Source organism: Bradyrhizobium sp. SBR1B (genome assembly GCF_014198205.1).
GTDB lineage: Bacteria > Pseudomonadota > Alphaproteobacteria > Rhizobiales > Xanthobacteraceae > Bradyrhizobium.
Genome location: NZ_JACIHC010000002.1, coordinates 553,555 through 577,750, shown reverse-complemented (window position 1 = coordinate 577,750; position 24,196 = coordinate 553,555). Strand labels below are relative to the sequence as shown.

Sequence of the window (24,196 nt, the reverse complement as noted above, 5' to 3'; positions counted from 1 at the left end):
GGGACACTTCGAAGGGGATTTATGGCGGCGAAAACGCGCCCAGCGCGCACCACGCGGACGTCCAGGCGACCGCCTCGGAAGCGGTCCGGGACGGCCGGCGGGTTGCGCAAGCGCAGCACCAAGGCGGTCGCCCCGGACGTGGTCCAGGCGGCGCTCGCCGCCTTTGCCCATGAGGTCCGCACCCCCCTGACCGGCATTCTGGCGATCAGTGACCTGCTCGCGACCTCCGATCTCGGCGAGCGGGAACGGCGCTGGGCCGACACCATCAAGGCCGGCGCCGAGCATCTGGCGAGCCTTGCCACGCTGTTCGTGGATGCCGCCCGAACCGGCAAGGGGGCCGGAAAGGGCGGAAGTACGCTGCGGCAGGACCTGTTCGATCTGCGCACGCTCGCCCGCAGCGCCGGGGATTCGCTGGCCGGCCGCGCCGCCGCCAAGGGTCTCCAGGCCCAGGTCGAGATCTCCGACAAGCTCCCCGGCCTCGTGGTCGGCGATCCCGTCCGCCTGCGCGCCGCGCTCGAGAACCTGATCGACAATGCCGTGAAGTTCACCGACCAGGGCGGCGTGGCACTCGAGGTCGCGCCCTGGCGTCCAGCCAAAGGCAAAGCGAAGGGCAAGCCAAAAGAGAAGGGCAGGGTCGGCGTCGCCTTCGCGGTGTCCGACAGCGGCATCGGGCTGACCATGGCCGAAATCAAGCGGCTGTTCCGCCCGTTCACCCAGGCCAATGTCACCATCGCCTCGCGCTTCGGCGGCGCCGGCTTGGGCCTGTCCTCGGTCAAGCAGTTGGCGCGCGCGATGGGCGGCGACATCACCGTGGCCCCACGCCGCGGCGGTGGCGCCACCTTCACGCTGACGGTGTCGCTCGATGCGGCGGGACCGCGCAAATCCCGCAAGGCGAAGGGCGAAGCCGAGGCGGATGTGGCCGCGGCGCTGCGCGTCCTTAGTGTCGAGGACAATCCGTTCGGCCGTGTTGTGCTCAACACGATTCTGACTGAGCTCGGCCATCATGCCGAGTTTATCGGGCGCGGCGAGGACGCCGTCGGCCGGCTGGCGCAAGGCGCGTTCGATGCGGTGCTGATGGATATGGTGCTGCCGGGCATCGACGGCGTCGAGGCCATCAGGCGGATCCGCACCATGGAGGCCCCGCTGGCTCAGATCCCGATCATCGGGGTGTCCGGCCGCGGCGAGGACGAGGCGGCCTCGCGCGAGGCAGGTGCCGACGCCTTCCTGGTCAAGCCTGTGTCTCCGCGGGCGCTAGCGACTGCGCTGCTTGAAGCGACACGCCGTGAGGAAGCCGCGACTTGATGATCGCGGCGTTGAGCTCGCCGCCGTAAACGAAGATCGCGGCGATGAAGTACAGGAACACCAGCGCGATGATGACCGAGGCGAGCCCCGCATACATGGTCACGTAATTGTTGGCGAAGCGCGCCAGATATTGCCCGAACACGATGCCTGATATCAGCGACGCCACGATGGTGAAGACGATGCCGGGAAGGATCTGGAAGAAGCCGCGCCGTCCAGCCGGCAGCCAGGCATGCAGGATGATCAGCGCCACCACCAGCGCACCGATGGTGATGCCGTAGCGTAGCCAGGTCAGGATGCTCTCGTTGGATTCGACGAACAGCGGGATGTGGCGCCGCGCCGCCTCGATCAGGAGCGGACCGAGCACGATCAGGAACGCCATGGCGAGCGCGGTGAAGGCAGCAATCAGCGTGTAGACAATCGATTCCAGCCGCAGCCAGTACCAGCGCCGCATCTCCACCACCGCATAGGCGCGGTTGAGTGCGACCCGGAGGGCCTCGACGCCGTTGGAGGCGAAATAGACCGACAGCGCCGCGCCGATCGTCAGAATGCCGGTGCGGGTCGTGGTCAGCACGTCATGCACCTCGCCCGAGATCGAATCGGCGACCTGCTTGGGCCAGATCTGCAGCATCAGGCTGGCGGCCTGGTCGGCGAGTTCCTTGGAGCCGAAGAAGCCCGCGAGTGAGGTCAGCACGATCAGGAACGGGAACAGCGCCATCAACGTCGACAGCGCGATATGGCTCGCGATCGCCCAGCCGTCGTCGGCCAGGAACGTGTAGAATGCATCCTCCAAGACGCAGTAAATGTAGCGGAAGGCTTTCAAATGGCACCTACACCGCTGCCCGCTCTCCCCGCACGTAGGGAGAGGTCAGGAGAATAGGCAATGGGCGCAAATCGGAAATCATCGCAATACCATCTGATATTCTTGCCCCAAAAGCCAGTTCGCGAAGCGTCTCGCTGTCATTCCGGGCGAGACGCTTCGCATCGCCCCGGAATGACGCCGGAGGCTGCCGCGGCACCATGGCGGACCGGCGCGCACGGTGTTATCACCCCCCAATGGCATCTCTCCTGACCACTTTCATCCTGCCGGCGGCAGCCGGCGCCGTGGCGTTGGTGCTGCTGCTCGGGCTCATCAACATGATGCGCGGCGGCTCGCCCAACATTTCGCAGAAGCTGATGCGCTGGCGCGTGCTGCTGCAATTCGTGGCGATCATCATCGCGATGCTCGCGGTCTGGGCGATGGGGCGGTAGGGCATGATCCGGAAAAGTGTGAAGCGGTTTTCCGACAGGATCATGCCCCAAAATTAAGAGTCTCCTATGGTCGTACTGAATCGCATCTACACGAAAACCGGTGACGACGGCACGACAGCGCTCGGAACCGGCGAGCGGCGTCCGAAATACGATCTGCGCATCGAGGCCTATGGCACCGTCGACGAGACCAACGCCGCGATCGGCGTGGTCAGGCTCCACACCGCGGACATGCCCGAGCTCGACGCGATGCTGGGCCGCATCCAGAACGACCTGTTCGATCTCGGCGCCGACCTCGCGGTGCCCGAGCGTGAGGGCAAGGCGGAGCGGCTGCGGGTGGTGGTAAGCCAGGTCGAGCGGCTCGAGCGCGACATCGACGCGCTCAACGACAAGCTCGCGCCGCTGACCTCCTTCGTGCTTCCCGGCGGCACGCCGACTGCGGCCTATCTCCACGTGGCGCGCACGATATGCCGCAGGGCGGAACGGGTGATCGTGGAACTGGCGGCGCAACCCGGGGAGCAGGTCAGCGCGGCTGGCATCCAATATATGAATCGCCTGTCGGACTTCCTCTTCGTGGCCAGCCGGGCCGCCAACGGGAATGGCGCCGGCGACGTGCTTTGGGTTCCGGGCCAAAACCGCTGACCTACCGTGCCCTCTGCATTTCAGAAGGCCGAAATTAGACTCGTTCGCGCGTTGACCGGGGCAGATCAGGCCTTTAGGTTCCGCGCCAGTTGATAACCCCCTCCCAAATTGAGTGAAAGAGGATCGATGAAGGTCTTAGTGCCGGTAAAGCGGGTGGTCGATTACAACGTCAAGGTCCGCGTCAAGGGCGATGGATCGGGCGTTGAACTCGCCAACGTCAAGATGTCGATGAACCCGTTCGACGAAATCGCGGTTGAGGAAGCACTGCGCCTGAAGGAAGCCGGCAAGGCGACCGAAGTCGTGGTGGTTTCCATTGGACCTGCGCAGGCGTCGGAGACGATCCGCACGGGTCTTGCCATGGGCGCCGATCGCGGCATCCTGGTGAAGGCCGAGGGCACGGTCGAACCGCTCGCGGTCGCCAAGATCCTGAAGAAGGTTGCGGAAGAAGAGCAGCCCGGCCTGATCATTCTCGGCAAGCAGGCGATCGACGACGACAGCAACCAGACCGGCCAGATGCTGGCTGCGTTGCTCGGCTGGTCGCAGGCGACGTTCGCTTCGAAGCTCGAGGTCGAAGGTTCTGACTTCAAGGTCACCCGCGAAGTCGATGGCGGTCTCCAGACCGTGAAGCTGAAGGGACCGACGATCGTCACCACCGATCTGCGTCTCAACGAGCCGCGCTATGCCTCGCTGCCGAACATCATGAAGGCCAAGAAGAAGCCGATCGCCGACAAGACCGTCGCCGATTACGGCGTCGACGTCGCTCCGCGTCTCGAGGTCGTCAAGACGACGGAGCCGGCCGGCCGCAAGGCGGGCGTCAAGGTCAAAGACGTCGCCGAGCTGGTGTCGAAACTCAAGAACGAAGCCGGGGTGCTCTGATGACGACGCTGCTGATTGCCGAACACGACAATGCGTCGCTCAAGGATGCGACCAACAAGGCCCTGACCGCGGCCGCCGCGCTCGGCGCGGACGTCGAGGTCCTCGTTGCCGGCCAGAACGCCAAGGCCGCGGCGGATGCCGCTGCCAAGCTTGCCGGCGTCAAGAAGGTGCTGCTCGCCGACGGCGAGCTCTACGCCCACGATCTCGCCGAGCCGCTGGCCGCGCTGATCGTTTCGCTGGCCTCCGGCTACGATGCGATCGTCGCGCCCGCGACCTCGCGCTTCAAGAACGTGATGCCGCGCGTCGCCGCCCTGCTCGACGTCATGCAGGTCTCGGAGATCATCAAGGTGGTCGCCCCCGACACCTATGAGCGTCCGATCTATGCCGGTAACGCCATCCAGACGGTGAAGTCCAAGGACGCCAAGAAGGTCATCACGGTGCGGACCTCGACCTTCGCCGCAGCCGGCGAGGGCGGCAGCGCGGCGGTCGAGACCGTCGCGGCGGCGGCCGATCCGGCCCTGTCGTCCTTCATCGGCGAGGAGGTCGCCAAGAGCGACCGTCCCGAGCTGACCTCGGCCAAGATCATCGTCTCCGGTGGCCGCGCCATGCAGAGCCGCGAGAATTTTGCCAAGTACATCGAGCCGCTCGCTGACAAGCTTGGGGCCGGTGTCGGTGCCTCGCGCGCGGCGGTGGACGCCGGCTACGCCCCGAACGACTGGCAGGTCGGCCAGACCGGCAAGGTGGTGGCGCCCGAGCTCTATGTCGCCGTCGGCATTTCCGGCGCCATCCAGCATCTGGCCGGCATGAAGGACTCCAAGGTGATCGTCGCGATCAACAAGGACGAGGACGCGCCGATCTTCCAGGTTGCCGATTACGGCCTGGTCGCCGATCTCTACCAGGCGGTTCCGGAGCTGACGGCCGAACTCGGCAAGCTCGGCAAGTAAAAGACGCCAAAAACACCGGCCGGAGGCATAAACTCCGGCCGGTGTTTCATTTCTGAAGCGTTTTCTTTGGCGTGGGGCACGCCTTCGAAGCGATCCAATCTAGGTTTCGAGCCCGGGTTCTGATTAAATCAAGCTTCTGATCAAATCAGACCTCCCGGCTCGGGGGATAGGCAGGCGCGCTCGTCGCGCGCCGTTCCGGTGGATGACAAGATGGCGGCAGTGATCAAGAAGGTCGGCGTGATCGGCGCGGGTCAGATGGGCAATGGCATCGCGCATGTTGCGGCGCTGGCCGGTTTCGACGTGGTGCTCAACGACGTTTCGGTTGATCGCCTCAAGTCGGGCATGGCCACCATCAACGGTAATCTGGCGCGCCAGGTCTCCAAGAAGGCCGTCTCCGAGGACGACAAGGCCAAGGCGATGGCGCGCATCACGTCCGCCGAGAAGCTGGACGACCTCGCCGATTGCGATCTCGTGATCGAGACCGCGGTCGAGAAGGAAGAGGTCAAGCGCAAGATCTTCCACGAGCTCTGCGCCGTGTTGAAGCCCGAGGCGATCGTCGCCTCCGACACGTCCTCGATCTCGATCACCCGGCTTGCCGCCGCCACCGACCGGCCCGAGCGCTTCATCGGCATTCACTTCATGAATCCGGTGCCGCTGATGGAGCTGGTGGAGTTGATCCGCGGCATCGCCACCGACGACCAGACCTTCGAGGCGTCCAAGGAATTCGTCGCCAAGCTCGGCAAGCAGGTCGCGGTGTCCGAGGATTTCCCGGCCTTCATCGTCAACCGCATCCTGCTGCCGATGATCAACGAGGCGATCTACACGCTGTATGAAGGCGTCGGAAATGTCGAGGCGATCGACGCGGCCATGAAGCTTGGCGCGCACCATCCGATGGGCCCGCTGGAGCTCGCCGATTTCATCGGCCTCGATACCTGCCTCTCGATCATGCAGGTGCTGCATGAGGGGCTGGCCGATTCCAAGTACCGCCCGTGCCCGCTGCTGGTGAAATACGTCGAGGCCGGCTGGCTCGGCCGCAAGACCCAGCGCGGCTTCTACGACTACCGCGGCGCCAAGCCGGTTCCGACGCGCTAAGGCGGCGGTGCCGTAGGGTGGGCAAAGCGAAGCGTGCCCACGCATTTTTCGCGACCATGGTGAGGTGGTGGGCACGGCGGCAAGTCCGCCTTTGCCCACCCTACGGCACCTATCCTGTGTCGATTCATGTCGCGTTAACCCCTCGCGCCTAGGCTGCAGCCGGTAAGAGGGTTCGCGTAATGGACATGATGGCAATGGTCAGCACCATGCTGGCCGCTCAGCAAGGCGCGCTGCAGTCGAATATTGCGGCGACGCTGACCAAGCAGAACGCGGATATGGAGAAATCCACCGTCCTGACGCTGCTCGGTGCGGGTCAGCCCTCGCTGGCCAATGTCGGTGCCGGCGTCGGCGGCAATCTCAACATCACCGCCTGAAAATCCTAGAGCGCTGCGGCGGCCTTGCCGGTCGCCGCCCGGATCAGCTTGAGCGCGTCCTCGCTCGCCCATTCCGCCGGCCCCGCGATCGTCGCAATCTCGCAGCCTTGCGGATCGACCAGCACCGAGGTGGGCATGCCGAGCGCCCGGCCTACGGCCTTAAGATCCTGAAAAACCTTGGCTTTCTGATCGCTGAAATAGCTGAGCCGGGCCAGATTGGCCTCTTTCAGGAAAGTCTTCGGCTTCTCGGGGTCGCGAGTGTCGATATTGATCGCCACCACCTCGAAATTCGGGCCCGACAGCTTGCCCTGGAGTTCGTCCAGCGCCGGCATTTCCTTCCGGCAGGGCACGCACCAGGTGGCCCAGAGGTTCACCAGCAGCGTCTTGCCGCGGAAATCGGACAGCTTTTTCGGCTTGCCGTCGGCATCCTCGAAGGCGAGGTCGGGCAGCTTCAGCGGCGCGCTCGCCATGGTCAGCGCCGCCACCTCGCCATGGGCCAGCGGGGCGATCTTTTGCGCCGTAGCCACCGCCGCCCGGCAGGCCGGATCGCCTGATGGGGCCCGGCTCAGGCCCAGTCCGTACAGCGCGGCGAAGCCGGCCAGCCCTACGACCGCCACGGTGGCGATGACGAGGGGGACCCGGCGCGTGGCGGAGGGCGTCTTGTCGAGCATATCGTTTGTCATCCGGTCGCAGATATGGCTATCAGGGGCCTCTTAATACGGCTGGCGGCGGCCAGCAAACGTGGGGCAAATCAAGGCGTGAGCAGGGGATCATGAGCAACAAGATGTGGGGCGGCCGGTTCTCGGAACGTCCCGACGAGATCATGGAAGAGATCAACGTCTCCATCGACGTCGATCGTCACCTCTTCGCCCAGGACATAGCCGCGTCCAAGGCCCACGCTGCGATGCTTGCCGCGAAGGGCATCATCACGGGTTCTGATGCGAAAAATATCGGCAAGGGTCTAGACACGATTTTGTCAGAGATCGGCAAGGGCGGCTTCGAGTTCAAGCGCGCGCTCGAGGACATTCACATGAATGTCGAGAGCCGCTTGTCCGAGTTGATCGGCCCCGCCGCCGGCCGCCTGCACACCGCGCGCTCGCGCAACGACCAGGTCGCGACCGATTTCCGTCTCTACGTCCGTGACATCATCGACGAAACCGACGCGGCGCTCGCCGCGTTCCAGGCCGCGCTGGTCAATCGCGCGCTGGAGCATGCCGCAACCGTGATGCCCGGCTTCACCCATCTGCAGACCGCGCAGCCCGTGACCTTCGGCCATCATCTGCTCGCCTATGTCGAGATGGCCGCGCGCGATCGCGGCCGCTTCCAGGATGCGCGCAAGCGGCTGAATGAATCCCCGCTCGGCGCCGCCGCGCTGGCCGGCACCTCGTTCCCGATCGACCGCCACGCCACCGCGAAGGCGCTTCTCTTCGACCGTCCGATGGCGAACTCGCTCGATGCCGTCTCCGACCGCGACTTCGTGCTGGAGGCATTGTCGGCGGCCTCGATCTGCGCCGTGCACATGTCGCGCTTTGCCGAGGAGATCGTGATCTGGACCTCGCCGCTGGTCGGCATGATCCGGCTCAGCGACAAGTTCACGACCGGCTCCTCGATCATGCCGCAGAAGCGCAATCCGGATGCCGCCGAACTGGTGCGCGCCAAGACCGGCCGCGTCATCGGCGCGCTCAACGGCCTGTTGATCGTGATGAAGGGCCTGCCGCTCGCCTATCAAAAGGACATGCAGGAGGACAAGCAGGGCGCCATGGAGGGCTTTGCCGCGCTGTCGCTGGCGATCCGCGCCATGACCGGCATGGTTCGCGATCTCGTGCCTGACGAAGCCAAGATGAAGCTTGCTGCAGGCGAGGGCTATTCCACCGCGACCGATCTCGCCGACTGGCTGGTGCGGACGCTGAAAATGCCGTTCCGCGACGCCCATCACGTCACCGGCCGTATCGTCGCCAAGGCCGCCGAGGGTGGCGTCGCCCTGCACGAGCTGCCGCTCAAGGAGATGCAGGCGATCGAGCCCAAGATCACCAAGGACGTGCTCGGCGTGCTCTCGGTCGAATCGTCGGTGAAGAGCCGCACCAGCTTCGGCGGCACCGCGCCGAAGAACGTGACGTCGCAGGCCAAGGCCTGGGCGAAGCGGCTGGAAAAAGAGCGAAAATTGGGCTGAGGGGCAAAATTTCGCTTATGTTTCATGGTCATCCGGCTCTCGCCAGAGCGCGCCAATCTCTGTATGGTGCGCCCCGCGTAGTGGGGAATTTCGTCGTGACGTCAAAGTTTCGCCCGGCCGGCTCGGGGTGGGCCATCATTGTCTTGAGCCTGACGGCGCTCGCGCTTGCCGGCTGCGGCCGCAAGGGTCCGCTGGATTTGCCGCCGACCGCCTCCAACGCGCCAACGGGCAACGTCGCAGCTCCGACCGACACCGAGACCGCAGCCCAGAAGACGCCGAGCCTCTTCGACCCAACCTCCGGTGCGGATGCCGCACCCGCGGCGGCCAAGGGTAGGAAAAAACCGTTTATTCTCGACCCGCTGTTGGACGAACCTCCCGGCAAGAAATAAGCCGGGACAACCGAGCCTGCGTCATGAACCATTTCGACTATCGCAACGGCGTGCTGCACGCCGAGGCGGTGAACCTGTCCGAGCTGGCCGCAACCGTCGGCACGCCGTTCTATTGCTATTCGACCGCGACGCTGGAGCGGCACTATCGCGTCTTCACCGATGCCTTCGCCGGCGAGAAGGTGCTGGTCTGCTACGCCATGAAGGCGAACTCGAACCAGTCGGTGCTGCGCACGCTCGCCAAGCTCGGCGCCGGCGCCGACGTGGTCTCCGGCGGTGAGTTGAAGCGCGCGCTCGCCGCCGGCATTCCGCCAAGCAAGATCCTGTTCTCCGGTGTCGGCAAGACCGAACAGGAGCTGCGCGCCGCGCTCGCCGCCGACATCCTCTGTCTCAACGTCGAATCCGAGCCCGAGCTCGAGCTGCTGTCGCGCCTGGCGACCGAGACGGGCAAGACCGCGCGCGTCTCGCTGCGCGTCAATCCCGATGTCGACGCCGGCACCCACGCCAAGATCTCGACCGGCAAGTCCGAGAACAAGTTCGGCATCCCGATCGTGCATGCGCGAGAGGTCTATGCCCGTGCCGCGAAACTCCCGGGCATCGAGGTGACGGGCACCGACGTGCACATCGGCAGCCAGATCACTGACCTCTCCGGCATGGAGACCGCCTTCCGCATCCTCTCCGAATTCGTGCAGACGCTGCGCGCCGACGGCCACAACATCTCCCATGTCGATTTCGGCGGCGGCCTCGGCATTCCCTATTACATGGACCGCGAGGCGCCGCCGGCGCCGGCGGCCTATGCCGCCATGGTCAAGCGCGTCAGCCACAATCTCGGCTGCACGCTGATGTTCGAGCCGGGCCGCATGATCGTCGGCAATGCCGGCATCCTGGTCGCCAAGGTGATCTATGTGAAGCACGGCGACGGCAAGAATTTCGTCATCATCGACGCCGCCATGAACGACCTGATCCGCCCGACGCTGTACGAGGCGCATCACGACATCCTGCCGGTGAAGCAGCCCACCAAGGGCGCCGCCACCATCATGGCCGACGTCGTCGGCCCGGTCTGCGAGACCGGCGACTATCTCGCGCTCGACCGCACGCTGCCGACGCCGGCGCCCGGCGATCTCATCGCCATCATGACCGCCGGCGCCTATGGCGCGGTGCAGGCCGGTACCTACAACACCCGCCCGCTGGTGCCGGAGGTGCTGGTGAAGGACGATCAGTACGCCGTGGTCCGCCCGCGCATCGAGGTCGAGCAGCTGATCGCGATGGATACGCCCGCGCCGTGGCTGTGAGACAGTGATCGTAGCTCGGATGGAGCGCAGCGAAATCCGGGTTCTCGCCGAGCCGTAACAACCCCGGATTACGCTGCGCTCCATCCGGGCTACGGGTTTGGCGTTATTTTTTTTCGCCCACCACCACCCCCGCCTTCTTCTCGATCGGCTTTATCGCCGCGGTGAAATCGGACTCGGCGCCTTCTGCGCTGATCACGGTCTCCCACAACCGCCCGACCGCGTCCGCGACCTCCATCGACAGGCCGAGCTGCTTCATCTCCTCCAGCGCCAGCCGGACGTCCTTCACCATCAATCCCGTGGCGAAACCGAAATCGAAACTGCGCGGCAGCACGGCGCGCGGAAACTTGTCGCGGCTCGCCGTGTTCATGCCGGAGCCGGCGTTGATGACGTCGATCATCACGGCGGGATCGAGCCCGGCCTTCACGCCCATCACCACGGCTTCCGACGTCGCCACGATCGCGGTGGCCGACAGGAAATTGTTGGCGAGCTTCATGGTCTGCGCGGCGCCGGGCTTCTCGCCGATGAAGAACACCTTTCCGATCACGTCGAGCGCGGGCTTGAGCAGCTCGAATTCCGCTCTCGGCCCAGAGACCATCACCGCCAGCGTGCCCTTCTCGGCGCCGCCGACGCCGCCGGAGACGGGGCAGTCGATCTGCACGATGTTGCGCTTGGTGAGCAGGTCGTGAATCTTCACGGCCATCGCCGAGCCGACGGTGGAGAGATCGACGAAGCGTTTTGCCCGGCGGCCCTCGATCACGCCGTTCGCTCCCGTTGCGACTTCGAGCGAGGCTTGCAGCGAGGGCAGGCTTGCCATCACGGTCTCGACCTGATCGGCGACGTCCTTCGGCGATGTCGCTGGCTTAGCGCCGAGTGCTACGAGCTTGCCCGTCACCTCCTTGCGCGTGTCGAACACGACGAGCCGGTGTCCCGCCTCGATCAGCCGCCGTGCCATCGGGAAACCCATGTTTCCGAGCCCGATGAATCCGATGTCCATGGTGTTTCCTTTTGGTTGTTGTTGTTGTTGCTCCATCCTCGCTGTCGTGCCGGACAAGCGCGCCCAAAGCGCGCACCGATCCGGGACCCATAATCCCAGGGAGGAGTTGTTATGCCGAAGCGGTTACTCCGAGTCCCCTTAACCACATCTCCCTGTGGTGATGGGTCCCGGATCTACGCTCCGCTTCACTGCGCTTGTCCGGGACGACAGCGGAGATTGGCGCTGCATCTCACGCCTTGCCGTCGATCTCCGCAAACACCTCGCGCGCGATGCGGAAGCTGTCGACTGCGGCGGGCATGCCGCCATAGATCGCCACCTGCATCAGGATCTCGCGGATCTCCTCGCGGCTGACGCCATTGGTCAGCGCGCCCTTCAGATGCGCGCGAAACTCGTGCTGGCGGTTGAGGATCGCGATCATGGCGATGTTGAGCATGCTGCGGGTCTTGCGCGGCAGCTCCTCGCGGCCCCACACCGTGCCCCAGCAATACTCGTTCAGCATCTCCTGGAACGGGCGGTTGAAGTCGTCGACATTCTTCAGGGCGTTGTTGACATAGGCCTCGCCCAGCACCGCTTTGCGGACTTCCAGGCCCTTGTCGTGCATCTTCTTGTCCATGGCGTTTCCTCTCGTCTCCCTCGGGGCGGCGCGGAAATTACGGGGTTGCAGCGGGCCAGTCACGTCCTCGTGTTATGCGGGAAAAGGGGTGTCTCCCGTACCGGAACGGATGCCTCAGTGCTGCCGTTGTGATAGGCTTCTCTACCGGGCAACCTGGAGAGTTGATTGAACGGCGTCACCCCCGACCCGTCAGACCCGATCCGCAACGGCGATGCTCTGTCGCGGCTGAAGCTGGCGCAGGCCCTCGATCGGGCCATTTATGCCATCGCGTGGGAGCGTGCCTGGCCGAATTTGGCGCGGCTGCTGACCGTCGTCGGCCTGTTCCTGGTGGTGTCCTGGGCCGGCCTCTGGCTGGCGCTGCCGTTCGTTGCCCGTGCCATCGGTCTCGTTGTTTTCGCCGGCATCGCAATTGCCGTCCTGTTTCCCTTGATTCGCTTCCGCTGGCCGAGCCGCGAGGAGGCGCTCAGCCGGCTCGATCGTGGCTCCGGCATCCGTCATCGCCCGGCCACGACGCTGACGGACACGCTGTCCTCGCAGGACCCGGTCGCACAGGCGCTGTGGCAGGCGCAGCGCGAGCGTACGCTGGCCTCGCTCAAGCGCATCCGCGCCGGGCTGCCGCATCCGCGGCTCGCGCTGCATGATCCCTGGGCGCTGCGCGCGCTGGTCATGGTGATGCTGGTCGCGACCTTCTTCGCCGCCGGCGACGAGCGCGCGATGCGGCTCGGGGCCGCCTTCGACTGGAACGGCGTGCTGGCGCCGGCTAATGTTCGCGTCGATGCCTGGGTCACTCCGCCGCTCTATACCGGCAAGCCGCCGGTCATCCTGTCGGCCGCCAACAAGGAGGCCGCGGCGCTGCCCGCCGCCGGCCCGCTTGCCGTTCCCGCCGGCTCGACCCTGATCGTACGCTCCTCCGGCGGCAGCCTGGATGTCGTTGTCTCCGGCGGCCTCAAGGAGGTTGCTCCCGCGGAGGCCGCGCCCAAGGGCACCAACGAGAAGCATTTCACCATCACGGCAGATGGCACCGCGCATGTCCGCGCGCCCTCCGGCCAGCCGCAATGGGCGTTTGCGGCAACGCCGGACCGTGCACCGACGATCGCGCTCGCCAAGGATCCCGAGCGCCAGGCGCGCGGCGGGCTCCAGCTCTCCTACAAGATCGAGGACGATTACGGCGTGACCGGCGGGGATGCCCACATTGCCCTGCGCCCCGCCGACGCCAGGGATGGTAGCAAGGATGGCAGCAAGGATTCCGACGGCAAGGCCGCGGCGCGGCCGCTGTTCCAGCCGCCGCAATTCCCGCTCGTGCTGCCGAACGCGCGCACCCGCAACGGCGTCGGCCAGACAGTGAAGGATCTCAGCGAGGACCCCTATGCCGGCGCCGACGTCACGCTGACGCTCACCGCCAAGGACGAGGCCGGCAACGAGGCCAGGAGCGAACCCTTCAACATGCGCCTGCCCGAGCGCCTGTTCACCAACTCGCTCGCACGCGCGCTGATCGAGCAGCGCCGCATCCTCGCGCTCGACGCCAACAGGAATTCGGACGTCTACACCGCGCTCGACGCGCTGATGATCGCACCCGAATTGTTCACGCCGGATGCCGGCTGCTATCTCGGCCTCCGCAGCCTCGCGAGCCAGCTCGAGGCTGCCCGCACCGACGATGCGCTGCGCAACGTGGTGGCGAGCATGTGGGCCTTCGCGACGACCATCGAGGACGACGGCGTCGCCGGCAGCGTCAACGCCGCGCTGCGCTCGGCGCAGGACGCGCTCAAGGCGGCGCTGGACCGCGGCGCCAGCGAGGACGAGCTCAGGGTGCTGACGCAGAAGCTGCGCGAGGCCATGGCCGGCAAGGTGCGCGATCTCGCCCGCCGCGCCGAGCAGAATCCGCTCGGCGCCCGGCAGCCGTTCCCGGCGGAGGTCCAGCTCATCCTCGACAAGGCCGTCGAGCTGCGACAAAAGACCCAGCACGCGACGCCCGAGCAGCTCGCCGAGCTGGCGCAGCAGCAGGACGTCTTGCGCGAGCAGCTTCAGGCCTATCGCAAGTCGGCGAACAACCGTGCCAACAAGGCGGGGGACGACAGGACCAACCAGTTTACGCGGGACCGGAAATGCGGAAGCTAGCACCCGTGCCAGTCTTGAAGGTGATGTCGATCGCCTGCCTCGCCTTGCTGTTGGGCGGCGTCTCGCCGGCCGCCGCACAGCTGGATCAGGATCCCGATGCGCTGCTCGACAGCGCGGAAAAGGCGATGCAGGAATCCGGCGACAGCCTCAGGCAGAAGGAATCTGGGAAGAGCCTGAGCAACCAGTCCGACGCCATTCAGAAGCTCGAGGAATACAAGCGCGCCACGGAAAGAAGCCAGTCTTCCAATCGCGATCGTTCCGTCATCACGCAGCGCGATCTGGACGACCTGCTGCGGCAGATCGAGAAGGCGGCGCGCGAGGGCAATAAAGAGGCGGCCCAGCGCATGCTCGAGCAGCTCGCGCAGATCATGGAAAATCTCCAGATGGCGCAGCCCGGGCAATCCGGCGAGAGCGACATGGAGCAGGCGCTGAACGAGCTCAGCGACATGATCCGCAAGCAGCAGCAGTTGCGCGACAAGACTTTCAAGCAGGGCCAGGATTCCCGGCGTGACCGCTCGCGTGGCAAGCAGCAGGGCGACCAGTCGATGTCGGACCTGCAGCAGGATCAGCAGTCGCTGCGCGATCGCCTGAAGAAGCTGCAGGACGAGCTCGCCAAGCGCGGCCTCGCACAGAAGGGACAAAAGGGTCAAAAAGGGCAGCAGGGTCAGAAAGGCCAGCAGGGCGACCCGGGCCAGAGCGGCGATCAGGACGGCGATCAGGGTGATGACGACGGCAGCCTCGACGCCGCCGACGGTGCCATGGGTGATGCCGGCTCGAAGCTCGGTGAAGGCAATGCCGACGGTGCCGTGGATTCGCAGGGCAAGGCTCTCGACGCGATGCGCAAGGGCGCGCAGAAGATGGCCGAGGCGATGCAGCAGGGCGATGGCGACGGGCAGGGCGATGGTCCCGGCAATCGGGCCGGCCGTCAGCAGAGCGGCGGCAACCAGACCGATCCGCTCGGGCGCCCGCTTCATGGCCGCGATCTCAGCGACGACTACACCGTCAAGATCCCGGGCGAGATCGACGCCCAGCGCGTCCGCCGCATCCTCGAAGAGCTCCGCCGCCGCCTCGGCGACAGCTCGCGTCCGCAGATCGAGCTCGACTACATCGAGCGGCTGCTGAAGGATTTTTGAGGCGGCCCAGTACGTGCCCTATCTATCACCGTCACCCTGAGGTGCTCGCCTCTTCGGCGAGCCTCGAAGGGCGACGGCCCGGCTGGATCGGCTACATCGGGGCCGTACATCCTTCGAGGCACCCCATGCAGCGCGTTGCGCCGCACGGCTCGCGCCTCAGGATGACGGATCAGCTGTGACTGTGTTGAGGTGTCAGGTTTTCTTCGCTGCCAGCGCATCCGCCACGGCGGTGCGGATGTCGGCGACCGAGAACGGTTTTGTCACGACGTCGTGCACCAGCGCATTGAGGTTCGAGGCGCGCTCGCGCTGGTCGGCAAAGCCGGTCATCAGCAAGATGGTCAGGTCGGGAAAATCGCGCGCGGCGGAGAGCGCCAGCGCGATGCCATCCATCACGGGCATCTGGATGTCGGTGAGCAGCAGGTCGAAGGCGCCGTCCTCGCGGGTCAGGATCTCCAGCGCCTCGGCGCCGTCCTGCGCGGTGACCGTTTCGTGCCCGTCCATGGCGATGGCGCGCGCCACCAGCGTGCGCATCGAATCTTCGTCATCGGCGATCAAGATCTTCGGCATGGGACCAACTTTCGGACCAACCTCGGTACCGTGCAGCGCGATTATACGCTGCCGCCGGCAATGTCGCGCCGGTTGAAGAAGCGAACGTCGATATTGCGGCCTTCCGGCGGCGGCGAGGCCAGGCGGGAGCGGAAGAAGGCGCGCTCGCCGGGCCGCAGCACGGTCTGCTCCAGCACCGTATTCCAGGCGTAGATCTCCGCGCCTTGCCCGTCGCGCACGGCAAAGCGCAGCCGCGGAATGTCGAGCGGCTTCTTGCCCTCGCCGACGATCACGCCCTCGATCACCAGCACCTGCTTACCGTCCACGGTCTCGCTGGACAGCTTCACGTCCTTGAAGGCGAGGCCCCGCAGGTTCACCTCGAGCCCGACCATCTTGTAGAAGACGGCGGTTTGCGGCAGCAGCCGCACCATGTCGCCGCGCCAGATCACCAGCGCCAGCACCAGCGCGCCCATGGCGGCGCAGGCGGTCGGCAGGCCGAAATGGGATTTTTTGGGCGACGCGGTGGCGACCGGACGGCTCACCCGCGCGCCGCGGCGGCCGAACAGACCGCGGAACCAGGACTGGTGCTGCGCGCCGACGACCTCCTCCTCGGCTTCCCGGGCCGCCGCGGACCACTCGTCCTCGGTTTCCTTGGGGGCCTCTTCATCGGGCCAGTCGCTGGCGATCGAGGGACTGTCGACGACAGGTGCGTCAGTGGCGCTGTCGTCCTTGGCATAGGAGTTCCACTGCTCGGCAAGGTCGGTCTGGTCGTCGGCCTGGCTGGCCGCGGCCATGGCCGGGACGGATGCCTCCTCGATGGCATCCTCGGCGTGGGCGATCCAGGTCTCCTTGCAGCGGGAACAGCGGACCGCCCGTCCGTTCGCCCCAAGGCTCGCGAGCTTGATGGCGTAGGATGTCATACAATGGGGGCAGACGATATGCATGGACGGGCCTCGACGATGACCCAGCCGCGCCGAACCGGGCACTCTGGATGCTACAAGGCGACCGTTAACGAACCGGAAACCATAACGGCGGCAAAACCCGTTGGTCGCGTATGGCGGAGCGCAGCAGTGCGACCCGCGTCCCCTCTCGAACGGAGCTGAGCTTGGTTCGGTTCGAAAATGTCGGATTGCGTTACGGTCTGGGGCCGGAGATCCTGCGCGACCTCAGCTTCCAGATCCCGGCGCATTCGTTCCAGTTCCTCACCGGCCCCTCCGGTGCCGGCAAGACCTCGCTGCTGCGCCTGTTGTTCCTGTCGCACCGGCCGACGCGGGGACTTGTCAATCTGTTCGGCCACGACATCTCGCGTCTCGGCAAGGACGAGATCGCCGATTTGCGCAAGCGCATCGGCATCGTGCTGCAGGATTTCCGCCTGCTCGATCACATGACGACCTACGAGAACGTGGCGCTGCCGTTCCGCGTCATGGGCCGCAGCGAGTCGAGCTATCGCAAGGAGGTGATCGACCTGCTGCGCTGGGTCGGGCTCGGCGACCGCATGGACGCGCTGCCGCCGATCCTGTCGGGCGGCGAGAAGCAGCGCGCGGCGATCGCGCGCGCCGTCATCTCGCGGCCGCAACTGCTGCTCGCGGACGAGCCGACCGGCAGCGTCGACCCGACGCTCGGACGCCGTCTGCTGCGCCTCTTCATCGAGCTCAACAAATCAGGCACCGCCGTCATCATCGCGACCCACGACATCGGCCTGATGGACCAGTACGAGGCCCGGCGGCTGGTGCTGCACCAGGGACGGTTGCACGTCTATGAGTAGGACCGACGAGCGCGGCGTGTTGGTCGACCTCGGACACGAGCGTCCGCAGCTTCCAGCCAACGCGCGCAACATGTCGCCGATCGTGCCGCGCGCCTCGATCCAGGGCCGCGCGCTGGTCGCCGTCGTCGCCATCATGACCTTCCTGGCGTCGATGACCACGGGCACGGTGCTATTGGTGAGCGCCTCCGCCGCGGAATGGCAGTCGGACGTCGCCAGCGAGATCACCATCCAGGTTCGCCCGCAGGCCGGCCGCGATCTCGAACGCGACACCGCGGCGGTGACGGAGGCGATGCGCGCGCAAGCCGGCGTCGTCGAGGTCAAGCCGTTCACCCGGGAGGAGAGCGGCAAGCTGCTCGAGCCCTGGCTCGGCACCGGGCTGTCGATGGACGACCTGCCGGTGCCGCGCATGATCATCGCGCGTGTGCAACCCGGCACGCTGCTCGATCTCGGCGCCTTGCGCGCGCGCGTGACCCAGGTCGCGCCAAGTGCCAGCGTCGACGATCACCGCGCCTGGATCGAGCGGATGCGCTCGATGACCAACGCCACCGTGCTCGCCGGCCTCGGCATCCTCGCGCTGGTCATCATCGCCACCATCATCTCGGTCTCGTTCGCGACCCGTGGCGCCATGGCGGCGAACCGTCCGATCGTCGAGGTGCTGCATTTCGTCGGCGCCGGCGACCGCTACATCGCCAATCACTTCCTGCGTCATTTCCTGAGGCTCGGCCTCGAGGGCGGCGTGATCGGCGGCGGCGCCGCCATGCTGGTGTTCGGCTTCTCCGAGTCGATCGCCGGCTGGTTTTCCGGTACCCCCGTCGGCGACCAGTTCGCGGCGCTGCTCGGCACCTTCTCGCTGCGGCCGTCCGGCTACATCGTGCTCGCGGCCCAGGCCGTGCTGATCGGCGCCATCACCGCGGTGGCCTCACGCCAGACCCTGTTTGCGACGTTGAACGATGTTGATTGAGTTCTTTCTTCCGTTCTCCGGCAGGAGAGGGCGAAGAAACCGGACTCCACTTCGCCTCAAAACCTTTTAAAATCACCTCAGGGAAGGGATCATCGACATCATATGACCTCGCCGACCGACGATCGATCGCCGAACCTGCCGCGCGGCTGGCTGCGCGCGGCCGTGGTGTCGACGATTGCGCTCGCCTTCGTCGGCGCGGCGGCGGGCTTCATCGCGTTCCTGTCGCAATTGCGCGGCGCCGAGATCGCCCCAAGCCGCAGGGCAGACGGCATCGTGGTCCTGACCGGCGGCTCCTCGCGGGTGTCGGACGCGATGGAGCTGCTCGCTGCCGGCTACGGCAGGCGGCTCCTGATCTCCGGCGTGCACCCGACGTCGACGGCGAGTGACATCTCCCGGACCTTGCCGGAGAACCAGTCCTTCATGACCTGTTGTGTCGATCTCGACCGCACCGCGCTCTCGACCCGCGGCAATGCGGCGGAGGCGCGGCGCTGGGCCGACGGCCGCCGATTCAAGTCGCTGATCGTGGTCACCTCGAACTATCACATGCCGCGCGCGCTGGTGGAATTCTCGCATGCGATGCCGCAGACGACGCTGATCCCGTTCGCGGTGGTCGGCGACAAATGGCGCGAGGAACCGTGGTGGACATCGGCGTCCACCTTGCGGCTGCTGCTGTCGGAATATGTCAAGTACGTCGCGGCCGAGCTCAGGGTGCGGCTGGAGGATTTCGGGATTGACCTTTCGCCCGAGATGTCGGAGCAGCCTGCAGGTCAGCAGCCAAAGCGGCCCGCCACCGCACAGGCCAATTGATCGGCAAAATAATCGGATCGTCGATGTTCCTTATTTTCCTGCGCTCGCTCGTGTTCAACGTGCTGTTCTACGCCGTGCTGGTCTGCCTCGCGATCGTGGCGCTGCCGACCTTCGCATTGCCGCCGCGCGCCATGCTGACGGTCGCGCAATGGTGGGCCAAGGCGACGCTGGTCCTGATGCGCGTGGTCTGCAACATCAAGGTCGAATTCCGCGGTGTCGAGAACATCCCGCAGGGGCCGCTTGTGATCGTGGCAAAGCACCAGTCGTTCTGGGAGACCTTCGTGCTGCCCGGCTTCTTCAATCGTCCGATCTTCATCCTCAAGCGTCAGCTCATGCAGATCCCGGTGTTCGGCCAGTTCCTGGTCAAGACCGGGATGATCGCGATCGACCGCAAGGCCGGCGTGAAGGCGCTCTTGGACATGACGCGGCGGGCGCGCGAGGCGGTGCGCTCGGGCCGGCAGCTCGTCATCTTTCCGGAAGGCACGCGCCGCGCGCCGGGCGCGCCGCCCGACTACAAGACCGGCTTCGCGCAGATCTATTCGTCCTGCGGCGTGCCGTGTCTGCCGATCGCGCTCAACTCCGGCCTGTTCTGGCCCCGCCGCACCTTCATGCGCTATCCCGGCACGCTCGTGGTGGAATTCCTCGATCCGTTGCCATCGGGCCTGCCGAAGGATGAGTTTCTCTCCCGTGTGCAGACGGCGATCGAAGAGGCAACCGGCCGCCTCGTCGAGGCCGGCCGCAAGGAGCAGGAGCAACTGATTGGCGCCTCGCCGAGTTACGCCCCGTCGGAGAGCTAAAGCGCGATGAGATTAGGATGAATCGTCATCGCGCTTTAGTTTATTGTTTGAGCATTATCTTTCCGGAAAACCGCTGCGCACTTTTCCGGATCATGCTCTAGCGGCTCTCTCGATCGTCGCGAGCCGGCGGGTGCAGGGAATGCGCCTCCCCATGCAGCATGGTTGCGAGCTGATGCAATTGCGTATCGCGAAAACCTTCGGCCTCGATCGCCTTCACCGTCGCGGTGACATAGTCGCGATTGGCGCCGGACTGGCCGTGGCCCTGGACGACATGGCGGTGCTGCTCGGCGAGCGAGAGGCGGCCGGCATATTGCACATGGCCGCGGTCGACGACATAGGCGAGCGCGGAGACGCGCTGGCGCGCATCGTTCTCCAGCCACACCGAGCGCATCACCTCGCGATAGACCGAGGTGACCTGCTCGCGCGCCCGCAAATACGCGACCACGTCGGTGCGGTTCTTTTCAGCGACGCGAAAGGCGATGCCGCGGCAGGCGCCGCCGCGGTCGAGCCCGAGCACCAGGCCCGGCTTCTCCGGTGTGCCGCGATGGACGAAGGAATAGACGCAGAGCGCCCGGTGCTCGCCGACCAGCCGTGCCGGGACGCGCTCCTCGAAGTCGAAGCCCGGCCGCCACATCAGCGAGCCGTAGCCGAACACCCAGAGGTCGCCCGTGGCTGTGGTGACGGAGGGGAGGGTGATTTCGGACATTTCGGGCACGGCTACCAGAACCGCGCCCTCAAGCGAAGCGAATTCTCCGCCTTTCGTCGGGGGCGGGCCTCGCTTACATTTGCCAAAATCTGGGGCCAAAGGGTCGCCGCATGTCCAATATGACCGTTGCCGCAGGCCGCCGTTCCCGTTGGGGCCTTTTCATTGCCCCCGTCCTCGTCCTGATCCTCGCCGTCGCCTGGAGCTGCTTCTGGTTCTACGCGGCCTCGCAGGCCGAAGTGGTCGCCGACGCGTGGCGGGCGCAGGAGGCCAAGTCCGGCCGCATCTATGATTGCGCCAAGCGCTCGATCGCCGGCTTCCCGTTCCGCTTCGAGGTCCAGTGCTCCGGCGCCAGCGTCGCCCTGGTCTCGCAGAATGCCAGCAAGACGCCGTTCACGGCCAAGCTCGACAACATCCTGGTCGTTGCCCAGGTGTACGATCCCAAGCTCGTCATCGCCGAATTCTCAGCGCCCGCGACGCTGACCGACGGCGTCACGCAAAACACCTTCGTGGTGAACTGGAGCAAGGGCCGCAGCAGCGTGGTCGGCCTGCCGGCCGTGCCGGACCGCGCCTCCATCGTGTTCGACGATCCCAACATCAATCGTCTCGACGGCAGCATGCAGGTGCCGCTCGCGCGCGCCAAGCAGGTCGAGCTGCACGGACGCCTCGCGGATGGCTCGCCGGCCGATCATCCTGTGATCGAGACCGTGCTCCAAGTCGCGCAGGGCAGCATCCAGGGCGTTCATCCCCTGCTTGCCGAGCCGTTCGAGGCGGACACGCGCGCCAAGATCACGGGCCTGTCCGACCTGACGCCAAAGCCCTGGCCGCAGCGCTTCCGCGAGATCCAGGCCGCCGGCGGCCACATCGAGATCGTGCTGTCGCGGATTCAGCAGGGCGAGATGATCGCGGTTGCGGCCGGCACGCTCGCCCTCTCGGCCAACGGCCGGCTCGACGGCGAATTGCAGATGACGGTGACGGGGCTCGAGCGCGTGATCCCGGCGCTGGGCATCGAGAAGATGCTGGAGGAGGGTGTGCCGCAGGCCACGCTCGACCGCGTTGCGCCCGGGGTGAAGTCGCAGGACCTCAACAATCTGTTCGGCGCGCTCGATCGCGCCGTTCCCGGCCTCGGCAAGGTGATCAAGCAGAACGCCAATGCCGGCGTTGCCGCCGGCATCAACTCGATCGGCACCGAGAGCATGCTGGAAGGCAAGAAGGCGAGAAGCTTCCCGCTGAAATTCGTCGACGGCGCCGTGCTGCTCGGGCCGGTCAAGGTCGGCCAGATCCCGCCGCTGTATTAGGTGGCGTAGCTGCCGTAGCCCGGATGGAGCGAAGCGCAATCCGGGACGGTGCCAGCCGCGATCAAGAATCCCGGATTACGCTTGCGCTCCATCCGGGCTACGAACTCACGGCTTCTTCAGCGCCCCGTGCTGGCGGCCGAAATCCGCGGCGGCCGAATCCTGGCCGATCTCGACGATGCCGCGGCGGATGGCGCGGGTGCGGGTGAAATGGTCGAACAGCGCCTCGCCGTCGCCGCGCCGGATCGCGCGGGTGAGTTTTGCGAGATCCTCGGTGAAGGTGCCGAGCATTTCCAGCACCGCCTCCTTGTTGGCGAGGAAGACGTCGCGCCACATCGTCGGATCGGACGCCGCGATGCGGGTGAAATCGCGGAAACCGCCGGCGGAGAACTTGATCACCTCGGACTCCGTCACCTGCGCCAGCTCGTCGGCGGTGCCGACGATGGTGTAGGCGATCAGATGCGGCAGATGGCTGGTGATCGCGAGCACGAGATCGTGATGATCCGGCGTCATGACCTCGACCTTGGCGCCCATCGCCGCCCAGAAAGCGCGCAGGCGATCGGTCGCGGCCGCATCGACGCCTTCCGGCGGGGTGAGGATGCACCAGCGATTGATGAAGAGCTCGGCGAAACCCGAATCCGGCCCCGAATGCTCGGTGCCCGCGACGGGATGCGCCGGCACGAAATGAACGGTCTTCGGCAGATGCGGCGCCATGTCCCTGACGATGGCGCCCTTGACCGAGCCGACGTCAGAGATGATTGCGCCGGGCTTCAGATGCGCGGCGATCTCCCGCGCGACTTCGCCGCAGGCGCCGACGGGAATGCAGAGGATGACGAGATCGGCATCCTTCACCGCGTCCGCATTGGTCGCCACGACCTGGTCGACGATACCGAGTTCGAGCACCCGCGCGCGGGTCTTCTCCGAGCGCGCGGTGGTGACGATCTCGTCCGCCAGACCCTGGAGCTTCGCAGCACGCGCGATCGAGCCGCCGATCAGGCCGAAGCCGATCAGCGCGACGCGCTGGAAGTGCGCTTGCTCGCTCATTTGCCGGCCATGAAGTCGCGCAGGCCGTCGACGACGAGGCGGTTGGCCTCCTCGGTGCCGATGGTCATGCGCAGCGAATGCGGCAGGCCGTAATTCTTCAGTGCGCGCAGCACTAGGCCGCGCTTGGTCAGGAAGGCGTCGGCATCGTCAGCGGTCCTGCCCTTGTCGGTCGGGAAGTGGATCAGCACGAAATTGGCGACGCTCGGCGTCACCTTCAGTCCGAGCTTGCCGATCTCCTCGGTCAGCCAGTTGCGCCAGGTCTCGGTGAACTGCTTCGACATCGCCTGGTGCGCGGTGTCCTCGATCGCGGCGACCGCGGCATACATTGCCGGCGTCGACACGTTGAACGGGCCGCGGATGCGGTTGACCGCGTCGATGATGTGCTCGGGGCCGAACATCCAGCCGATGCGCAGTGCGGCGAGGCCGTGGATCTTGGAGAAGGTGTGCGTCACCACCGTATTCTCGGTGGTGGCGACCAGCTCGATCCCCATCTCGTAATCGTTGCGCGAGACGTAGTCGCAATAAGCGGCATCGAGCACCAGCAGCACGTGCGACGGCAGGCCGGCGCGCAGGCGCTTGACCTCGTCGAACGGCACATAGGTGCCGGTCGGATTGTTGGGATTGGCGAGCCAAACCAGCTTTGTCTTCGGCGTCACTGCCTTGAGGATGGCGTCGACGTCGCAGGTCAGGTTGGTCTCCTGCGCGACGACATTCTTGGCACCGACCGCCATGGTCGCGATCGGATAGACCAGAAAGCCGTGCGTGGTGGAGATCGCCTCGTCGCCGTGGCTGAGATAGGTGTGCGCCAGCAGATTGAGGATCTCGTCCGAGCCGGCGCCGCAGATGATGCGGTTGGGGGCGAGCCCGAAGGAGCGGCCGATCGCCTCGCGCAACACGCGCGAGGTTCCTTCCGGATAGTCTTCCAGGTGGTCCGCCACGTGCTTGAAGGCTTCGATTGCCTTGGGCGAGGGCCCGAACGGCGTCTCGTTGGCCGACAGCTTGAACACCTTGCGGCCCGGCTCCGCGACCGGGCTCTTGCCGGGCGTGTAGGGCGCAATATCGAGAATGCCGGGATTCGGCACTGGGCGGGACATCTTGAA

At 65.9% G+C, this 24,196-nt stretch carries 26 protein-coding genes; 17 read left to right on the top strand and 9 right to left on the bottom strand.

The window, feature by feature from the left end:
• The first annotated feature begins 21 nt into the window (after window positions 1-21).
• The gene (locus GGD61_RS07420) at window positions 22-1,302 is read left to right on the top strand and encodes an ATP-binding protein (RefSeq protein ID WP_092255698.1); all 1,281 of its coding nucleotides are present in this window, start codon (window positions 22-24) and stop codon (window positions 1,300-1,302) included.
• Here the strand turns inward: GGD61_RS07420 and GGD61_RS07415 are convergent.
• The gene (locus tag GGD61_RS07415; protein WP_183230467.1) at window positions 1,229-2,122 is read right to left on the bottom strand and encodes a YihY/virulence factor BrkB family protein; all 894 of its coding nucleotides are present in this window, start codon (window positions 2,120-2,122) and stop codon (window positions 1,229-1,231) included. The genes GGD61_RS07420 and GGD61_RS07415 overlap by 74 nt on opposite strands.
• A 233-nt stretch (window positions 2,123-2,355) precedes the next feature.
• On the opposite strand from GGD61_RS07415, the gene GGD61_RS07410 reads away from it, so the two are divergent.
• From GGD61_RS07410 to GGD61_RS07385, 6 genes are all read left to right on the top strand, one after another.
• The gene (locus tag GGD61_RS07410; protein ID WP_018316269.1) at window positions 2,356-2,550 is read left to right on the top strand and encodes a twin transmembrane helix small protein; all 195 of its coding nucleotides are present in this window, start codon (window positions 2,356-2,358) and stop codon (window positions 2,548-2,550) included.
• A 66-nt stretch (window positions 2,551-2,616) separates the two neighbouring features.
• Window positions 2,617-3,189: a cob(I)yrinic acid a,c-diamide adenosyltransferase gene (locus GGD61_RS07405; RefSeq protein WP_092255695.1), complete on the top strand. Its 573-nt coding sequence runs from the start codon at window positions 2,617-2,619 to the stop codon at window positions 3,187-3,189.
• Between the two features lie 126 nt (window positions 3,190-3,315).
• Window positions 3,316-4,065: an electron transfer flavoprotein subunit beta/FixA family protein gene (locus tag GGD61_RS07400; RefSeq protein WP_018316267.1), complete on the top strand. Its 750-nt coding sequence runs from the start codon at window positions 3,316-3,318 to the stop codon at window positions 4,063-4,065.
• A complete protein-coding gene (locus GGD61_RS07395) occupies window positions 4,065-5,009 on the top strand; it encodes an electron transfer flavoprotein subunit alpha/FixB family protein (protein WP_018316266.1) in 945 nt (314 codons plus the stop codon). Before GGD61_RS07400 ends, GGD61_RS07395 begins: the two co-directional genes overlap by 1 nt.
• A gap of 210 nt (window positions 5,010-5,219) precedes the next feature.
• On the top strand, window positions 5,220-6,101 hold the full coding sequence (locus tag GGD61_RS07390; protein ID WP_026201637.1) for a 3-hydroxybutyryl-CoA dehydrogenase: 882 nt from the start codon (window positions 5,220-5,222) through the stop codon (window positions 6,099-6,101).
• A gap of 179 nt (window positions 6,102-6,280) precedes the next feature.
• Entirely contained in the window at window positions 6,281-6,475 is a 195-nt protein-coding gene (locus GGD61_RS07385) for a hypothetical protein (RefSeq protein WP_018316264.1), read from the top strand.
• Between the two features lie 5 nt (window positions 6,476-6,480).
• Here GGD61_RS07385 and tlpA read toward each other — a convergent pair whose 3' ends face one another.
• Window positions 6,481-7,146, bottom strand: a complete 666-nt coding sequence (tlpA, locus tag GGD61_RS07380; RefSeq protein ID WP_092255692.1) for a thiol:disulfide interchange protein TlpA — start codon at window positions 7,144-7,146, stop codon at window positions 6,481-6,483.
• Between the two features lie 101 nt (window positions 7,147-7,247).
• Here tlpA and argH point away from each other — a divergent pair, with 101 nt between their 5' ends.
• The 3 genes from argH to lysA all read left to right on the top strand — a co-directional run bounded on the left by argH (window position 7,248) and on the right by lysA (window position 10,323).
• Entirely contained in the window at window positions 7,248-8,645 is a 1,398-nt protein-coding gene (argH, locus tag GGD61_RS07375; protein WP_092255689.1) for an argininosuccinate lyase, read from the top strand.
• Window positions 8,646-8,740: 95 nt separating this feature from the next.
• Window positions 8,741-9,034: an LPS translocon maturation chaperone LptM gene (gene lptM / locus GGD61_RS07370; RefSeq protein ID WP_026201636.1), complete on the top strand. Its 294-nt coding sequence runs from the start codon at window positions 8,741-8,743 to the stop codon at window positions 9,032-9,034.
• 23 nt (window positions 9,035-9,057) lie between these two features.
• Window positions 9,058-10,323 (top strand): diaminopimelate decarboxylase, encoded by a 1,266-nt coding sequence (lysA, locus tag GGD61_RS07365; protein WP_092255688.1) that lies wholly within the window; start codon window positions 9,058-9,060, stop codon window positions 10,321-10,323.
• 103 nt (window positions 10,324-10,426) lie between these two features.
• Here the strand turns inward: lysA and GGD61_RS07360 are convergent, their stop codons facing one another.
• Window positions 10,427-11,317 carry an NAD(P)-dependent oxidoreductase gene (locus tag GGD61_RS07360; RefSeq protein WP_092255685.1) on the bottom strand — a complete coding sequence of 297 codons (891 nt, stop codon included), beginning with the start codon at window positions 11,315-11,317 and terminating at the stop codon, window positions 10,427-10,429.
• Window positions 11,318-11,546: 229 nt separating this feature from the next.
• A complete protein-coding gene (locus tag GGD61_RS07355) occupies window positions 11,547-11,930 on the bottom strand; it encodes a carboxymuconolactone decarboxylase family protein (protein WP_018316258.1) in 384 nt (127 codons plus the stop codon).
• Window positions 11,931-12,095: 165 nt separating this feature from the next.
• Here GGD61_RS07355 and GGD61_RS07350 point away from each other — a divergent pair, with 165 nt between their 5' ends.
• Both GGD61_RS07350 and GGD61_RS07345 read left to right on the top strand, forming a co-directional pair.
• Window positions 12,096-14,045, top strand: a complete 1,950-nt coding sequence (locus GGD61_RS07350) for a TIGR02302 family protein (protein ID WP_092255683.1) — start codon at window positions 12,096-12,098, stop codon at window positions 14,043-14,045.
• Window positions 14,033-15,178 (top strand): DUF4175 family protein, encoded by a 1,146-nt coding sequence (locus GGD61_RS07345; protein WP_092255681.1) that lies wholly within the window; start codon window positions 14,033-14,035, stop codon window positions 15,176-15,178. Before GGD61_RS07350 ends, GGD61_RS07345 begins: the two co-directional genes overlap by 13 nt.
• A gap of 192 nt (window positions 15,179-15,370) precedes the next feature.
• Here GGD61_RS07345 and GGD61_RS07340 read toward each other — a convergent pair whose 3' ends face one another.
• Window positions 15,371-15,745: a response regulator gene (locus GGD61_RS07340; RefSeq protein ID WP_018316255.1), complete on the bottom strand. Its 375-nt coding sequence runs from the start codon at window positions 15,743-15,745 to the stop codon at window positions 15,371-15,373.
• 41 nt (window positions 15,746-15,786) lie between these two features.
• The gene (locus GGD61_RS07335) at window positions 15,787-16,668 is read right to left on the bottom strand and encodes an MJ0042-type zinc finger domain-containing protein (protein ID WP_092255678.1); all 882 of its coding nucleotides are present in this window, start codon (window positions 16,666-16,668) and stop codon (window positions 15,787-15,789) included.
• Between the two features lie 161 nt (window positions 16,669-16,829).
• On the opposite strand from GGD61_RS07335, the gene ftsE reads away from it, so the two are divergent.
• The 4 genes from ftsE to GGD61_RS07315 all read left to right on the top strand — a co-directional run bounded on the left by ftsE (window position 16,830) and on the right by GGD61_RS07315 (window position 20,054).
• Window positions 16,830-17,489, top strand: a complete 660-nt coding sequence (ftsE, locus tag GGD61_RS07330) for a cell division ATP-binding protein FtsE (protein ID WP_020508614.1) — start codon at window positions 16,830-16,832, stop codon at window positions 17,487-17,489.
• Window positions 17,482-18,450 carry an ABC transporter permease gene (locus tag GGD61_RS07325; RefSeq protein WP_092255675.1) on the top strand — a complete coding sequence of 323 codons (969 nt, stop codon included), beginning with the start codon at window positions 17,482-17,484 and terminating at the stop codon, window positions 18,448-18,450. Before ftsE ends, GGD61_RS07325 begins: the two co-directional genes overlap by 8 nt.
• Window positions 18,451-18,552: 102 nt before the next feature.
• Window positions 18,553-19,257 (top strand): YdcF family protein, encoded by a 705-nt coding sequence (locus GGD61_RS07320; protein ID WP_092255672.1) that lies wholly within the window; start codon window positions 18,553-18,555, stop codon window positions 19,255-19,257.
• A gap of 23 nt (window positions 19,258-19,280) precedes the next feature.
• On the top strand, window positions 19,281-20,054 hold the full coding sequence (locus GGD61_RS07315) for a 1-acyl-sn-glycerol-3-phosphate acyltransferase (protein ID WP_018316250.1): 774 nt from the start codon (window positions 19,281-19,283) through the stop codon (window positions 20,052-20,054).
• Window positions 20,055-20,151: 97 nt separating this feature from the next.
• On the opposite strand, the gene GGD61_RS07310 is transcribed toward GGD61_RS07315, so the two are convergent.
• Complete coding sequence (locus GGD61_RS07310; protein ID WP_026201635.1) at window positions 20,152-20,760, bottom strand: gamma-glutamylcyclotransferase; 609 nt, start codon at window positions 20,758-20,760, stop codon at window positions 20,152-20,154.
• A 110-nt stretch (window positions 20,761-20,870) separates the two neighbouring features.
• On the opposite strand from GGD61_RS07310, the gene GGD61_RS07305 reads away from it, so the two are divergent.
• Entirely contained in the window at window positions 20,871-22,055 is a 1,185-nt protein-coding gene (locus GGD61_RS07305) for a DUF2125 domain-containing protein (protein WP_092255669.1), read from the top strand.
• A gap of 105 nt (window positions 22,056-22,160) precedes the next feature.
• Here GGD61_RS07305 and GGD61_RS07300 read toward each other — a convergent pair whose 3' ends face one another.
• Both GGD61_RS07300 and hisC read right to left on the bottom strand, forming a co-directional pair.
• Window positions 22,161-23,096, bottom strand: a complete 936-nt coding sequence (locus tag GGD61_RS07300; protein WP_018316246.1) for a prephenate/arogenate dehydrogenase family protein — start codon at window positions 23,094-23,096, stop codon at window positions 22,161-22,163.
• Window positions 23,093-24,190 carry a histidinol-phosphate transaminase gene (gene hisC / locus GGD61_RS07295; RefSeq protein WP_092255666.1) on the bottom strand — a complete coding sequence of 366 codons (1,098 nt, stop codon included), beginning with the start codon at window positions 24,188-24,190 and terminating at the stop codon, window positions 23,093-23,095. The genes GGD61_RS07300 and hisC overlap by 4 nt, the downstream gene beginning before the upstream one ends.
• Window positions 24,191-24,196 lie beyond the last annotated feature (6 nt).

What these genes read in the sequence shown, in the direction of transcription:
- GGD61_RS07305 (WP_092255669.1), top strand. Translation starts at nt 20,871, where the DNA reads ATGTCCAATATGACCGTTGCCGCAGGCCGCCGTTCCCGTTGGGGCCTT.
- GGD61_RS07345 (WP_092255681.1), top strand. Translation starts at nt 14,033, where the DNA reads ATGCGGAAGCTAGCACCCGTGCCAGTCTTGAAGGTGATGTCGATCGCC.
- GGD61_RS07315 (WP_018316250.1), top strand. Translation starts at nt 19,281, where the DNA reads ATGTTCCTTATTTTCCTGCGCTCGCTCGTGTTCAACGTGCTGTTCTAC.
- GGD61_RS07420 (WP_092255698.1), top strand. Translation starts at nt 22, where the DNA reads ATGGCGGCGAAAACGCGCCCAGCGCGCACCACGCGGACGTCCAGGCGA.
- lysA (WP_092255688.1), top strand. Translation starts at nt 9,058, where the DNA reads ATGAACCATTTCGACTATCGCAACGGCGTGCTGCACGCCGAGGCGGTG.
- GGD61_RS07405 (WP_092255695.1), top strand. Translation starts at nt 2,617, where the DNA reads ATGGTCGTACTGAATCGCATCTACACGAAAACCGGTGACGACGGCACG.
- GGD61_RS07340 (WP_018316255.1), bottom strand. Translation starts at nt 15,745, where the DNA reads ATGCCGAAGATCTTGATCGCCGATGACGAAGATTCGATGCGCACGCTG.
- GGD61_RS07325 (WP_092255675.1), top strand. Translation starts at nt 17,482, where the DNA reads ATGAGTAGGACCGACGAGCGCGGCGTGTTGGTCGACCTCGGACACGAG.
- GGD61_RS07360 (WP_092255685.1), bottom strand. Translation starts at nt 11,317, where the DNA reads ATGGACATCGGATTCATCGGGCTCGGAAACATGGGTTTCCCGATGGCA.
- GGD61_RS07390 (WP_026201637.1), top strand. Translation starts at nt 5,220, where the DNA reads ATGGCGGCAGTGATCAAGAAGGTCGGCGTGATCGGCGCGGGTCAGATG.
- GGD61_RS07320 (WP_092255672.1), top strand. Translation starts at nt 18,553, where the DNA reads ATGACCTCGCCGACCGACGATCGATCGCCGAACCTGCCGCGCGGCTGG.
- GGD61_RS07410 (WP_018316269.1), top strand. Translation starts at nt 2,356, where the DNA reads ATGGCATCTCTCCTGACCACTTTCATCCTGCCGGCGGCAGCCGGCGCC.
- GGD61_RS07355 (WP_018316258.1), bottom strand. Translation starts at nt 11,930, where the DNA reads ATGGACAAGAAGATGCACGACAAGGGCCTGGAAGTCCGCAAAGCGGTG.
- GGD61_RS07310 (WP_026201635.1), bottom strand. Translation starts at nt 20,760, where the DNA reads ATGTCCGAAATCACCCTCCCCTCCGTCACCACAGCCACGGGCGACCTC.
- GGD61_RS07395 (WP_018316266.1), top strand. Translation starts at nt 4,065, where the DNA reads ATGACGACGCTGCTGATTGCCGAACACGACAATGCGTCGCTCAAGGAT.
- GGD61_RS07385 (WP_018316264.1), top strand. Translation starts at nt 6,281, where the DNA reads ATGGACATGATGGCAATGGTCAGCACCATGCTGGCCGCTCAGCAAGGC.
- GGD61_RS07400 (WP_018316267.1), top strand. Translation starts at nt 3,316, where the DNA reads ATGAAGGTCTTAGTGCCGGTAAAGCGGGTGGTCGATTACAACGTCAAG.
- GGD61_RS07300 (WP_018316246.1), bottom strand. Translation starts at nt 23,096, where the DNA reads ATGAGCGAGCAAGCGCACTTCCAGCGCGTCGCGCTGATCGGCTTCGGC.
- argH (WP_092255689.1), top strand. Translation starts at nt 7,248, where the DNA reads ATGAGCAACAAGATGTGGGGCGGCCGGTTCTCGGAACGTCCCGACGAG.
- tlpA (WP_092255692.1), bottom strand. Translation starts at nt 7,146, where the DNA reads ATGCTCGACAAGACGCCCTCCGCCACGCGCCGGGTCCCCCTCGTCATC.
- hisC (WP_092255666.1), bottom strand. Translation starts at nt 24,190, where the DNA reads ATGTCCCGCCCAGTGCCGAATCCCGGCATTCTCGATATTGCGCCCTAC.
- GGD61_RS07335 (WP_092255678.1), bottom strand. Translation starts at nt 16,668, where the DNA reads ATGCATATCGTCTGCCCCCATTGTATGACATCCTACGCCATCAAGCTC.